This is a genomic window from Rhodovulum steppense (genome assembly GCF_004339675.1).
Classification (GTDB): Bacteria; Pseudomonadota; Alphaproteobacteria; order Rhodobacterales; family Rhodobacteraceae; genus Rhodovulum; species Rhodovulum steppense.
Genome location: NZ_SLVM01000001.1, coordinates 20625 through 33687, shown reverse-complemented (window position 1 = coordinate 33687; position 13063 = coordinate 20625). Strand labels below are relative to the sequence as shown.

The 13063-nt window shown below is 66.4% G+C and carries 13 protein-coding genes; 7 read left to right on the top strand and 6 right to left on the bottom strand.

Annotation, left to right across the window (positions count from 1 at the left end; genetic code table 11):
* Position 1 precedes the first annotated feature (1 nt).
* From EV216_RS00200 to EV216_RS00175, 6 genes are all read right to left on the bottom strand, one after another.
* Positions 2-2974, bottom strand: a complete 2973-nt coding sequence (locus EV216_RS00200) for a 2-oxoglutarate dehydrogenase E1 component (RefSeq protein ID WP_132693048.1) — start codon at positions 2972-2974, stop codon at positions 2-4.
* Between the two features lie 74 nt (positions 2975-3048).
* Positions 3049-3933 (bottom strand): succinate--CoA ligase subunit alpha, encoded by an 885-nt coding sequence (gene sucD, locus EV216_RS00195; protein ID WP_132693047.1) that lies wholly within the window; start codon positions 3931-3933, stop codon positions 3049-3051.
* A 16-nt stretch (positions 3934-3949) separates the two neighbouring features.
* A complete protein-coding gene (locus EV216_RS00190; RefSeq protein ID WP_132693046.1) occupies positions 3950-4492 on the bottom strand; it encodes a hypothetical protein in 543 nt (180 codons plus the stop codon).
* A 90-nt stretch (positions 4493-4582) separates the two neighbouring features.
* A complete protein-coding gene (sucC, locus tag EV216_RS00185) occupies positions 4583-5776 on the bottom strand; it encodes an ADP-forming succinate--CoA ligase subunit beta (RefSeq protein ID WP_132693045.1) in 1194 nt (397 codons plus the stop codon).
* A 157-nt stretch (positions 5777-5933) separates the two neighbouring features.
* Entirely contained in the window at positions 5934-6896 is a 963-nt protein-coding gene (gene mdh, locus EV216_RS00180; protein ID WP_132693044.1) for a malate dehydrogenase, read from the bottom strand.
* Between the two features lie 237 nt (positions 6897-7133).
* The gene (locus EV216_RS00175; RefSeq protein ID WP_132693043.1) at positions 7134-7442 is read right to left on the bottom strand and encodes a hypothetical protein; all 309 of its coding nucleotides are present in this window, start codon (positions 7440-7442) and stop codon (positions 7134-7136) included.
* Between the two features lie 187 nt (positions 7443-7629).
* Between EV216_RS00175 and EV216_RS00170 the strand changes: the two genes are divergently transcribed.
* The 7 genes from EV216_RS00170 to sdhA all read left to right on the top strand — a co-directional run bounded on the left by EV216_RS00170 (position 7630) and on the right by sdhA (position 13056).
* Complete coding sequence (locus EV216_RS00170; protein WP_132693042.1) at positions 7630-8490, top strand: HpcH/HpaI aldolase/citrate lyase family protein; 861 nt, start codon at positions 7630-7632, stop codon at positions 8488-8490.
* Positions 8487-9056: an NnrU family protein gene (locus EV216_RS00165; RefSeq protein ID WP_132693041.1), complete on the top strand. Its 570-nt coding sequence runs from the start codon at positions 8487-8489 to the stop codon at positions 9054-9056. The genes EV216_RS00170 and EV216_RS00165 overlap by 4 nt, the downstream gene beginning before the upstream one ends.
* A complete protein-coding gene (locus tag EV216_RS00160; RefSeq protein ID WP_132693040.1) occupies positions 9056-9259 on the top strand; it encodes a DUF1737 domain-containing protein in 204 nt (67 codons plus the stop codon). Before EV216_RS00165 ends, EV216_RS00160 begins: the two co-directional genes overlap by 1 nt.
* Before the next feature lie 4 nt (positions 9260-9263).
* Complete coding sequence (locus tag EV216_RS00155) at positions 9264-10298, top strand: MaoC family dehydratase (protein WP_132693039.1); 1035 nt, start codon at positions 9264-9266, stop codon at positions 10296-10298.
* Between the two features lie 167 nt (positions 10299-10465).
* Entirely contained in the window at positions 10466-10849 is a 384-nt protein-coding gene (sdhC, locus tag EV216_RS00150; RefSeq protein WP_132693038.1) for a succinate dehydrogenase, cytochrome b556 subunit, read from the top strand.
* 11 nt (positions 10850-10860) lie between these two features.
* The gene (gene sdhD / locus EV216_RS00145) at positions 10861-11232 is read left to right on the top strand and encodes a succinate dehydrogenase, hydrophobic membrane anchor protein (RefSeq protein ID WP_132693037.1); all 372 of its coding nucleotides are present in this window, start codon (positions 10861-10863) and stop codon (positions 11230-11232) included.
* 18 nt (positions 11233-11250) lie between these two features.
* Positions 11251-13056, top strand: coding sequence for a succinate dehydrogenase flavoprotein subunit (gene sdhA / locus EV216_RS00140; protein ID WP_132693036.1), 1806 nt, complete (start codon positions 11251-11253; stop codon positions 13054-13056).
* The last annotated feature ends 7 nt before the right edge of the window (positions 13057-13063 follow it).

Here is a 13063-nt window from a genome sequence, read left to right as displayed (position 1 = left end):
ATCACCCTTCGATGGTGAGCGCGTCGTTGACGAGCGCGGCTTGTTGGGCCTTGTGCTGGCTGGCGAGCCCGGTGGCGGGCGAGGCGGCGGCGGGGCGGCCGACATAATGCGGGCGGTGGTGGCGGGCGTTGATGCGGGTCAGCACCCATTCGAGATTGGGCTCGATGAAGGACCAGGCGCCCTGGTTCTTGGGCTCTTCCTGGCACCAGACCACTTCGGCGTCGTGGAAGCGTTCAAGCTCCTTCACCAGGCTGAGGGCCGGGAAGGGGTAGAACTGTTCGATCCGCAGCAGGTAGACATCGTCCAGCCCGCGGGCGTCGCGTTCTTCCAGAAGGTCGTAATAGACCTTGCCGGAGCAGAGCACGACGCGGCGGATCTCGGCGTCGGGTTTCAGCTTGAAGTCCGAGGCGCGGTGGGTTTCGGCGTCGTCCCAGAGCACCCGGTGGAAGGAGGAGCCGGTCAGGAAGGCCTTGGCCTCGGACACGGCCAGCCGGTGGCGCAAAAGCGATTTCGGCGTCATCAGGATCAGCGGCTTGCGGAAGCTGCGGTGCAACTGGCGGCGCAGGATGTGGAAATAGTTGGCGGGCGTCGAGCAATTGGCGACGATCCAGTTGTCCTCGGCCGACATCTGCAGGAAGCGTTCGAGGCGGGCGGAACTGTGTTCCGGGCCCTGACCCTCGAAGCCATGGGGCAGCAGGACGACAAGGCCCGACATGCGCAGCCACTTGCGTTCGCCCGAGGAAATGAACTGGTCGAACATGATCTGCGCGCCATTGGCGAAATCGCCGAATTGCGCCTCCCACATGACCAGGGCGTTGGGTTCGGCGAGGCTGTAGCCGTATTCGAAGCCCAGCACGGCATATTCCGACAGCATCGAGTCGATGACGTCGTATTTCGCCTGGCCCTTGCGGATATGGTTCAGCGGGAAATAGCGTTCCTCGGTGTTCTGGTCGATCAGCGCGGAATGGCGCTGGGAAAAGGTGCCGCGGATCGAGTCCTGGCCTGCCAGACGCACGGGGTAGCCCTCGGTCAGCAGGCTGCCGAAGGCCAGCGCCTCGGCGGTGGCCCAGTCGAAGCCCTTGCCGGAGCTGAACATCTCGCGCTTGGCGTCGAGCAACCGGCCGACCGTCTTGTGCAGGTCGACGCCCTCGGGCACGGTGGTCAGGCCCTGGCCGATCTCCTGCATCGTCTCTTCGGAGATCGCGGTCTCGCCGCGCTGGTAATCGTCGCCGCCGCCGCGCTTGATATGGGACCAGCGGCCGTCCAGCCAGTCGGCCTTGTTCGGCTTGTACTCCTTGCCGGCCTCGAATTCCTCGTTCAGATGCGACTGGAATGCGGCCTTCATGTCCTCGATCTCGCCCTCGGGGATCAGCCCGTCGGCGACCAGACGTTCGGTATAGAGTTGCAGCGTCGTCTTGTGCTTCTTGATCTTCTGATACATCAGGGGGTTGGTGAACATCGGTTCATCCCCCTCGTTATGGCCGAAGCGGCGATAGCAGAACATGTCGATCACCACGTCCTTGCCGAATTTCTGGCGGAACTCGATGGCGACCTTGGCGGCATGGGTCACCGCCTCGGGGTCGTCGCCATTGACGTGGAAGATCGGCGCCTCGACCATCAGCGCGATATCGGTGGGATAGGGGCTGGACCGGCTGAAATGCGGCGCGGTGGTAAAGCCGATCTGGTTGTTCACGACGATATGGATCGTGCCGCCGGTGCGATGGCCGACCAGACCCGACATGCCGAAACATTCCGCCACGACGCCCTGACCGGCAAAGGCCGCATCGCCATGCAGCAGCAGCGGCAGGACGGTCTTGCGTTCGCGGTCATTCGCCTGTTCCTGCTTGGCGCGCGTCTTGCCCAGCACCACGGGGTTCACGGCCTCCAGGTGGCTGGGATTCGCGGTCAGCGACAGGTGCACCACGTTGCCGTCGAATTCCCGGTCGCTTGACGCGCCAAGGTGGTATTTCACGTCGCCCGAACCGTCCACATCCTCGGGCTTGAAGCTGCCGCCCTGGAATTCGTGGAAGATCGCGCGATAGGGTTTGCCCATCACATTGGCCAGAACCGACAGGCGGCCCCGGTGCGGCATGCCGATGGCGATTTCCCGGACCCCCAGCGCGCCGCCGCGCTTGATGATCTGTTCCATCGCCGGGATCAGCGCCTCGCCGCCGTCAAGGCCGAACCGCTTGGTGCCCATGTATTTCACATGCAGGAACTTCTCGAAGCCCTCGGCCTCGACCAGCTTGTTCAGGATCGCGCGGCGGCCTTCGCGGGTGAACTTGATTTCCTTGCCGTAGCCCTCGATCCGTTCCTTGAGCCAGGCGGATTGCTCGGGGTCGGAGATGTGCATGTATTGCAGCGCGAAGGTGCCGCAATAGGTGCGTTTCACGATGGCGAGGATCTCGCGCAGCGCGGCGACCTGAAGCCCCAGCACGTTGTCGATGAAGATGGGCCGGTCCATGTCGGCATCGGTGAAGCCGTAGGAGGCGGGGTCAAGCTCGGGATGGGGGGTGTCGTTCCTGAGGCCCAGCGGGTCCAGATCGGCGACCAGATGGCCGCGGATCCGGTAGGCCCGGATCAGCATCAGCGCCCGGATCGAGTCGAGCACCGCGCGCTTGATCTCGTCATCGGTGACCTTGACGCCCTGTGCCTCGGCCTTTTCGCGGATCTTGTCCTCGGCGGCGCGGGCCTCGCTGACCGGGGGCAGGCCGGGCCATTGGCCATCCAGCGCGGCGGTCAGGTCGTCATTGGGCGCGGGCGGCCAGTCGCGGCGCGCCCAGCTTGGCCCCGCCGCCTCGCGCTTGACCGAGACCTCGTCATCGCCCAGGTCCGCGAAGAAGCGGCGCCATTGCTCGTCGACAGTGTCGGGGTCGTTGGCGTAGCGGGCGTAAAGCTGTTCCACATACTCGGCATTATGCCCTTGCAGGAAGGACGAGGCGTGGAAGGTCGAATTGGGGCTCTGCTCGGTCATGGGGTCCTCCCTCGGGGGTCGTGCGGCGTCTGGCCGGGGGGTTCCCGCCCCGCGGCCGGACGCAGGTCGTCAGATCATGCCTTCATGGCGGCCAGCACCGCCTCGCCAAGGCGGGCGGGGCTGTCGGCCACGATGACACCGGCGGATTTCATCGCGTCGATCTTGTCCTCGGCGCCGCCCTTGCCGCCGGCGACGATGGCGCCGGCATGGCCCATCCGCCGACCCGGAGGCGCGGTGCGGCCCGCGATGAAGCCCGCGACGGGTTTCCTGCGGCCCTTCTTTGCCTCGTCGCGCAGGAACTGGGCGGCTTCTTCCTCGGCCGAGCCGCCGATCTCGCCGATCATGATGATCGCTTGGGTTTCGTCATCGGCGAGGAACCATTCGAGGACGTCGATATGCTCGGTCCCCTTGATCGGGTCGCCGCCGATGCCGACGCAGGTGGACTGGCCGAGGCCCACATCGGTGGTCTGCTTGACCGCCTCGTAGGTCAGCGTGCCCGAGCGCGAGACGACGCCGACGGAGCCGCGGCGGTGGATATGGCCGGGCATGATGCCGATCTTGCAGGCCTCGGGCGTGATGACGCCGGGGCAGTTCGGCCCGATCAGCACCGAATCCGACCCTTCGAGCGCGCGCTTGACGGTCATCATGTCCAGCACGGGGATGCCCTCGGTGATGCAGACGATCAGCGGGATCCTGGCGTCGATGGCTTCGAGGATCGAGTCGGCGGCGAAGGGCGGCGGGACGTAGATCACCGTGGCATTCGCCCCGGTCTTGGCCACCGCCTCGTGGCAGGAATCGAAGACCGGCAGGTCGAGATGCTTCTGCCCGCCCTTGCCCGGCGTGACGCCGCCGACCATCCGCGTGCCATAGGCGATCGCCTGTTCGGAGTGGAAGGTGCCCTGCGAGCCGGTGAAGCCCTGGCAGATCACCTTGGTGTTTTCGTCGACGAGAACGGCCATCTTTGTTCCTTCGTTGTCAAGTTGGGCCGGACACGGTCATCCGGGCGGTGCCATCCTCGACACAGGCGCCCGGCTGGTCGGCGCTGTCGAAGCTGAGCCACATGGCGCTGTGTTCGGAAAACGGCATGAGATATCCCGCGCAGGGATTGTCGGGGTTGTGGGTGTCGCGCTCGAATCCGCCGGGACCGGCGTAGCGTTGCGTGACGAAGGCGCCCACGAAGGGGATCGCTTCGTTCAGGCCCATGTGGCGGGTCTGTGCGATGCAACTGCCGGATCCGAACCGTTCATCGTGGATTTCCGTCACCACCGTATCGGCCGGCGCAAGAAAGATCGGGACGGGGCCATATTCGGGATGCACCCGTTGCGAGGGGATGAACCCGGCGGTCTGGAAGGCGGCGGCCCATTCAAGCGCATCGCTGCCCTGGATGCAGATCTCCAGCACCAGCGCCAGATTGGCGCGCACGGCCTCCTCATAGCTTTGCGCCACGGCCGGAGAGCCGACCAGGGCCGCCGCCAGAAGTGCGGCGCAAGGCGAAACCTGACTGCCCCGGCCCCGCATCGGTCTAGACTCCGGCCATCGCGATCACCGGGGCGGTGAGGAGTGGGGGGATGAGTTTGGTGTTTTCGTCGATGAGAATGGCCATCCGCCTTACCCCTTCACCGCCTTCACGATCTTCTCGGCCGCATCCGACAGGTCGTCCGCCGCGATCACGTCGAGGCCGGAGCTGTTGAGGATCTCCTTGCCCTTCTCGACATTGGTGCCTTCGAGGCGGACCACCAGCGGCACTTTCAGGCCGACCTCGCGGACGGCTTCGACCACGCCTTCGGCGATCACGTCGCAGCGCATGATGCCGCCGAAGATGTTCACGAGGATCCCCTTCACGTTCGGGTCGGAGGTGATGATCTTGAACGCCTCGGTCACCTTTTCCTTGGTCGCGCCGCCGCCCACGTCGAGGAAATTGGCGGGCTCCGCGCCGTAGAGCTTGATGATGTCCATGGTCGCCATCGCCAGCCCGGCGCCATTGACCATGCAGCCGATCTCGCCATCGAGCGCGATGTAGTTCAGGTCGTATTTCGAGGCGGCGAGTTCCTTGGGGTCCTCCTCGGTCTCGTCGCGGAGCGACAGGACGTCCTCCTGCCGGTAGAGCGCGTTGGAATCGAAGGCGAACTTGGCGTCGAGGCATTTCAGGTCGCCGGTATCGGTGACGATCAGGGGGTTGATCTCGATCATCTCGCAGTCGCGTTCCAGGAACAGCTTGTAAAGCTGGCCCAGCAGCGTCGAGCATTGCCGGATCTGCTTGCCTTCGAGGCCGAGGGCAAAGGCGACGCGGCGGCCATGCCAGGGCTGGTAGCCGGTCACGGGGTCGATGGTGAAGGACAGGATGCGGTCGGGGGTCCTGGCCGCCACCTCCTCGATATCCATGCCGCCCTCGGTCGAGCAGACGAAGGCGATGCGCGAGGATTGCCGGTCGATCAGCATGGCGAGATAGAGTTCGCGCGCGATGTCCGAACCCGCCTCGATATAGACGCGGCTGACCTGCTTGCCCGCGGGGCCGGTCTGGTGGGTGACCAGCGTGCGGCCCAGCATCTTGCGGGCCTCTTCCGCGGCCTCGCCGACCGAGCGGGCCAGCCGGACGCCGCCCTTTTCGCCCGCCTCGGGTTCGAGGAAATGGCCCTTGCCGCGGCCACCCGCGTGGATCTGCGCCTTGACCACCCAGAGCGGGCCGTCAACCTCGCCCGCGATGGTCTTGGCCTCTTCGGCGCGGGTGACGACATGGCCCTTGGACACCGGCGCGCCATAGCTGCGCAGGAGGGCCTTGGCCTGATATTCGTGGATGTTCATCACGCTGTCCCATGCTTGTCGATTTCCAGATCTCTAAGCATGGAACAGGGTGCGACGAAATGGTTTTCGGCCGGGATCGGCGGGATTTCGCGAAGTTTTCGGTGTTTGTGATCACACCTTGGAAAGGTGTGATCACAAACCGTTTTCCGCCCGGCCGTCAGGCCAGCGTGGGGTCGATTCCCTGGCAGGCCTCGACCAGTCCGCGCACCGCGGCGACCGAGTTGTCGAACATCTCCTGTTCGGCCTTGTCCAGCCGGATGTCCACGATCCGCTCGATGCCGTCCGCGCCGATGATCGTGGGCACGCCGACATACATCCCCTTGAGCCCATAGGCGCCATTGACCCAAGCCGCGCAGGGCAGCAGGCGCTTCTGGTCCTTGAGATAGGCCTCGGCCATCTCGATGGCGGAGGTGGCGGGGGCGTAATAGGCCGAGCCGGTCTTGAGCAGGCCGACGATCTCGGCGCCGCCGTCGCGGGTGCGCTGCACGATCGCGTCCAGCTTCTCTTTCGTGGTCCAGCCCATGTCCACCAGATCGGGCAGCGGCACCCCGCCGACGGTGGAATAGCGCACCAGCGGCACCATCGTGTCGCCATGGCCGCCCAGCACGAAGGCGGTGACATCCTTCATGCTGACGTCGAATTCCAGGCTGAGGAAATGGCGGAAGCGCGCGCTGTCCAGAACGCCGGCCATGCCCACGACCTTTTCGTGCGGCAGGCCGGAATATTCGCGCAGCGCCCAGACCATCGCGTCCAGCGGGTTGGTGATGCAGATCACGAAGGCGTCGGGGGCGTTGTCGCGGATGCCCTCGCCCACGGCTTTCATCACCTTGAGGTTGATCCCCAGCAGGTCGTCCCGGCTCATCCCCGGCTTGCGCGGAACGCCCGCAGTGACGATGCAGACATCGGCGCCTGCGATGTCGGCATAGTCATTGGTGCCCTTGAGCCGCGCATCGAACCCTTCGGAGGGGCCGGATTCGGCGATGTCGAGCGCCTTGCCCTGCGGCACGCCCTCGGCGATATCGAAAAGCACGACGTCGCCCAGTTCCTTGATCGCGGCGAGATGGGCGAGCGTGCCCCCGATCTGCCCCGCACCGATCAATGCGATCTTGGGTCTGGCCATGTGTCTGTTCCCCGTCTGTTGGTTTCGGCGCGATGGGTAAGCCTTTGCCGTCCATCGCGCAAGGCCGCCGCGGCGCGGCGCACCGGGCGGGCAGGGGGCGGATGGGGGAAAGGGTGCTGCGCCAAGGCGTTGCGGGCGGGGAGTGCGCCCTGCGGGGCGGGGCCTGCGGCGGCGTGCCGGGGCTGTCCGGCGGGGGGCGCGACCCCCGGACGGGGCCGCGCGCGCTGATTCTGGGGCTCAGGCGCCTTCGCCCTGGATCAGGCTTTCGGCCAGCGCCTGCCAGGCCTCGCCGCTGGCGATCAGGCAGCTCACGCCCGAGGGCAGGGTGCCGGTGATCGTCCAGCTGCCGGTCTCGGGATTGGCGAAGATCTCGACCACCGCGTTGTTGGCGGCCAGTCCCAGGGCCTGGCGCGACTCGCCGTAGCGGTCGGCCAGAAGCGCGATCAGCGCCTCGCGTGGGGCGCATTGGCGGGCATTTTCGGCCTGGGCCTGAAGCGGGAGGGGCAGGGCGAGCAGAAGCGCGGCAAGCGCGAGGGGGCGGGTCATGGCGAAGGCTCCGTTCGGGGTGGCTGTCGCGCCGAGCCTGAAGGGGAATGCGCAACAAAGCCTGATGGCAGCGCGCGCTGCTCTGCGTCGCAGCGCAAGATTTTTCTGCGATGCGGCATGAAAGGGGTTGCGGAATATGTCCCGCCTATGGTGATTGGCGCAACAAAATGACCCAAGGGGAGAATCAATGGACCCGCGTGCCCGCCCGTTCCGTTCCGTTCTCTATATTCCGGCCTCCAAGGCGCGGGCGCTGGACAAGGCCCGGACGCTGCCCGCCGATGCGATCATCTTCGATCTGGAGGATGCCGTCGCCCCCGAGGAAAAGCGCGCCGCGCGCGACCTGCTGGCCGCGGCGCTGCGCGAGGGCGGCTTCGGGCCGCGCTTCCTGATCGTGCGGGTCAACGGGCTGGATACCGAATGGGGCGCCGATGACGTGACCGCGATGCGCGGGACCGGCGCGCAGGCGATGCTGCTGCCCAAGGTCGAGACCACGGCGCAACTGGATGCGCTGGGCGATGCGATCCCAGGGGTGGAGGTCTGGGCGATGATGGAGACCCCGCGCGGCGTGCTGAACGCGGATGCGCTGGCCACGCATCCCCGGGTCGGGGGCTTCGTGATGGGCACCAACGACCTGATCAAGGAATTGCGCTGCCGCCCGCGCGCCGACCGCCTGCCGCTGGTCACCAGCCTCAGCCAGTGCCTGCTGGCGGCGCGCGCGCATGGGATCGTCGCCATCGACGGGGTCTACAACGCCTTTCAGGATGAGGAGGGTCTGCGCGCGGAATGCGCGCAGGGCCGCGACCTGGGCTTTGACGGCAAGAGCCTGATCCACCCCGGACAGATCGCCGCGGCCAATGCGGTCTTTGCGCCGACCATGGCCGAGATCGAACTGTCGCGCCGCCATATCGCCGCCTTCGACGAGGCGCGGCGCAACGGGATGGGGATCGCCGTTGTGGATGGCCGCATCGTCGAGAATCTGCATATCGTCACGGCACGACAAACGCTCGCCAAGGCGGCGGCGATCGCGCAACTGGAGGCCGTGACATGACCCTGCTTATCCTCGGTGTTCTGCTCTGGAGCTTTGCCCATCTGTTCAAGCGGCTGTTCCCCGGCCCGCGCGCGGCGCTGGACGACCGCTTCGGCGCGGCGTCCAAGGCGTTCTTTGCGGTGCCGCTGGTGCTGTCGGTGGTGCTGATGGTGATGGGCTATCGCGGCAATACCGCGCCCGAGATCTACCAGACGCCCGGGTTCATGGTGCATCTGAACAACACGCTGATGCTGCTGGCGGTGGTGTTCTTTGGCCTTGGCAATTCCAAGAGCCGGGCGCGGCAGCTTTTCCGCCACCCGATGCTTTACGGCGTGATGACCTGGTCGGTGGCGCATCTGCTGGTGAATGGCGATCTGGCGTCCATCGTGCTGTTCGGCGGGTTGCTGCTCTGGGCGATTGCCGAAGTGGTGCTGATCAACGCGAAGGAGCCGGTGACGACCTGGCGGGGCGGCAGCCTGGCGGGGGACATCAAGCTGGGGGTGATTTCCGTGGTGCTGTATCTGGTGATCCTTGGCGTTCACATGTGGCTGGGCGTCTGGCCCCTGCCGGCGCCGGGTGCGGCCTGATGCGGGCCTATCGTCTGCTGACCGACGAGGATACCGCCGCCTTCTGCCACAAGGTCACCGAGGCGCTGGCCAGGGGGTGGGAACTGTATGGCTCGCCCGCTTATGCGCATGACCCCGCAACGGGCAGGATGCGCTGCGCGCAGGCGGTGGTGAAGGATGTGCCGGGGCTTTACGCCCCGGACCTGAAGCTGGGAGAGTTGTAAGGTCATGGTGAAGACCAACCCGGGGCGTTTCTTCGAGGATTACCATGTCGGGCAGGTGATCGCGCATGCGGTGCCGCGCACCCTGTCGGGCGGCGAGCGGGCGCTTTACCACGCGCTGTATCCTGCGCGGCACGCGGTTTATTCCTCGGACGCCTTCGCGCAATCCTGCGGGCTGCCGGGCGCGCCGATGGATGACCTGATCGCGTTCCATACCGTGTTCGGCAAGACCGTGCCCGATATCAGCCTGAACGCCATCGCCAATCTGGGCTATGCCGAGGGGCGCTGGCACCGGCCGGTCTGGCCCGGCGACACGCTGCGGTCCGAATCCGAGGTGATCGGGCTGAAGGAGAACTCGAACGGCAAGTCGGGTGTCGTCTGGGTGCGCACGCGGGGGCTGAACCAGCGCGGCGAACTGGTCATGGACTATGTGCGCTGGGTGATGGTCCGCAAGCGCGATGCCGCGGCGCCCGCGCCCGAAACCGTGGTGCCCGCGCTGGCCGACAGCGTGGCGCCGCGCGATCTGGTGCTGCCCGAGGGGCTGGATTTCACGCGCTACGATTTCACGCTGGCGGGCGAGCCGCATCGCTGGGGCGATTACGCGGTGGGCGAGGTGATCGACCATGTCGACCGCGTGACGGTCGAGGAGGCCGAGCACATGCTGGCCACGCGGCTGTGGCAGAACACCTCCAAGGTGCATTTCGACGCCACCCTGCGCGAGGATGGTCGGCGGCTGATCTATGGCGGCCATGTCATCAGCCTGGCGCGCACGCTGTCCTTCAACGGGCTGGCGAATGCGCAGATGATCGTCGGGCTGAACGCGGGCGCGCATGCCAATCCCTGTTTCGCGGGCGATACGGTTTCGGCCTGGTCCGAGGTGCTGGACAAGGCCGAGACGGCCGCGCCCGGGGTCGGCGCGCTGCGGCTGCGGCTGGTGGCGGTCAAGCCGGGGGCGGTGCCGGGTGCGCTGCGCGGCGAGGACGGGAAATATCGGGGCGATGTGCTGCTGGACCTCGACTACTGGGCGCTGATCCCGCTGTAAGACGGTCCGCCGGGTTGTGATCACATGCCGCGCTGGCGTGATCACAAAACCCGGTTTTTTCGTCCGGCCGACGAAAAATCACGCCCGAAGCGCGGCGCAAGCCGTGACAAGAGCGCAGAAACCGTTATCAGATCGGGCGATAGCTGCGCCCAGACAAGAGGCTCGCCATGGCTCATTTCAACCGCGGTAACCGGCCGCTTTCGCCGCATCTTCAGGTCTATCGCCCGCAGATCACGTCCGTCACCTCGATCCTGACCCGGGTCACGGGGAATGCGCTGATCGTGGCGGTGATCCTGATCGTCTGGTGGTTCCTGGCCGCGGCCAACGGTCCCGAGGCCTTTGCCCGCGCCGATTGGGTGCTGACCTCGTGGTTCGGCGATCTGGTGCTGACCCTGTCGCTCTGGGCGCTGTGGTATCACACGCTGGCGGGCCTGCGGCACCTGCTGTGGGATACCGGCCGCGGGCTGGAGCTGAAGACGGCCGAGGCGCTGGGCTGGGCGGTGATCGGCGGCTCGGCGGTGCTGACGCTGCTGACCGTGCTGGTCGTCTGAGGGGGGAAGCCATGCGTTATCTGACCGACCGCAAGCGCGCGCTGGGCCTTGGCGCCGCCAAGAGCGGGACCGAACATCACTGGATCCTGATCGTGACCGGCGTGGCGCTGGCGGGGCTGATCCCGGCCTTCGTACTGGTCTTCGGCCGCACGCTGGGCGGCAGCCATGAAGAGGTGGTCGCCACCTTCTCGCGCCCGTTTCCGGCGCTGGTGGCGCTGTTGACCTTGTGGGTGGGGATCTACCATTTCCGCAAGGGCGCGCAGACGGCCATCGAGGATTACACCCGCGGCATCCGCCGCACGGTGCTGCTGATCGCGATGATCTGCGTCAGCTACACGGCCATGGCGGCCGGTCTTTACGCGGTCATCCGCATCGCGCTGTAAGTTCTTCGAGGGACCAAGATGGCCGCTTACGAATACGAGACGCATGAATATGACGTTGTGGTGGTCGGCGCCGGTGGCGCGGGGCTGCGCGCGACGCTGGGCATGGCCGAACAGGGCTTGCGCACGGCCTGCATCACCAAGGTCTTTCCGACCCGCTCGCACACGGTGGCAGCCCAGGGCGGCATCGCGGCCAGCCTTGGCAACATGGGGCCGGACCATTGGCAGTGGCACATGTATGACACGGTCAAGGGGTCGGACTGGCTGGGCGACACGGATGCCATGGAATACCTCGCGCGCGAGGCGCCCAAGGCGGTCTACGAGCTGGAACATTACGGCGTGCCGTTTTCCCGCACCGAGAAGGGCCGCATCTACCAGCGCCCCTTCGGCGGCCACACCACCGAGTTCGGCGAGGGCCCGCCGGTGCAGCGCACCTGTGCCGCGGCGGACCGCACGGGTCACGCGATCCTGCACACGCTTTATGGCCAGTCGCTGAAACAGAAGGCGGAATTCTTCATCGAGTATTTCGCCATCGACCTGATCATGTCCGAGGACGGGCAGTGCCAGGGCGTCGTGGCGTGGAAGCTCGACGACGGCACGATCCATGTCTTCGCCGCCAAGATGGTGGTGCTGGCCACGGGCGGCTATGGCCGGGCCTATTTCAGCGCGACCTCGGCGCATACCTGCACCGGCGATGGCGGCGGCATGGTGGCGCGCGCGGGGCTGCCGCTTCAGGACATGGAATTCGTGCAGTTCCACCCCACCGGCATCTATGGCGCGGGCTGTCTCATCACCGAGGGCGCGCGCGGCGAGGGCGGCTATCTGACCAATTCGGAAGGCGAGCGGTTCATGGAACGCTATGCGCCGACCTACAAGGATCTGGCCTCACGCGACGTGGTCAGCCGCTGCATGACCATCGAGATCCGCGAGGGCCGTGGCGTCGGGCCGAACAAGGACCATATCCACCTGAACCTGTCCCACCTGCCGCCCGAGGTTCTGGCCGAACGCCTGCCCGGCATTTCCGAAAGCGCCAAGATCTTTGCCGGTGTCGACGTGACGCGCGAGCCGATCCCGGTTCTGCCGACCGTGCATTACAACATGGGCGGCATCCCCACGAACTATTGGGGCGAGGTGCTGAACCCGACCGCGGACAATCCCGACAACATCGCGCCCGGCCTGATGGCGGTGGGCGAGGCGGGCTGTGCCTCGGTGCATGGGGCGAACCGGCTGGGCTCCAACTCGCTGATCGACCTGGTGGTGTTCGGCCGCGCCGCCGCGATCCGGGCCAGGGACGTGGTCGATCCGAACACGGCGGTGCCCAGCCCGAACGGGGCCTCGATCGACGCGGCGCTCTCCCGCTTCGACGGGCTGCGCCATGCCAGGGGCAACCTGACCACTGCCGAATTGCGGCTGGAGATGCAGAAGACGATGCAGGCCGATGCCGCGGTCTTCCGCACCGACAGGACGCTGGCCGAGGGCTGCGAAAAGATGGCCGCCGTCGCGGGCAAGATGGACGACATCAAGGTCACCGACCGGTCGCTGATCTGGAACTCGGACCTGATGGAGACGCTGGAACTGACCAACCTGATGCCCAACGCGCTGGCCACCGTGGTCGCCGCCGAGGCGCGCAAGGAAAGCCGCGGCGCGCATGCCCACGAGGATTACCCCGACCGCGACGACACCAACTGGCGCAAGCATTCGCTGGCCTGGGTCGAGGGGCCGACCGTGCGCCTGGCCTATCGCCCGGTCAAGCTGGAGCCGCTGACCACCCTCGACGAGGGCGGCATCGACCCGAAGAAGATCGCGCCCAAGGCGCGGGTCTATTGAGGAGACG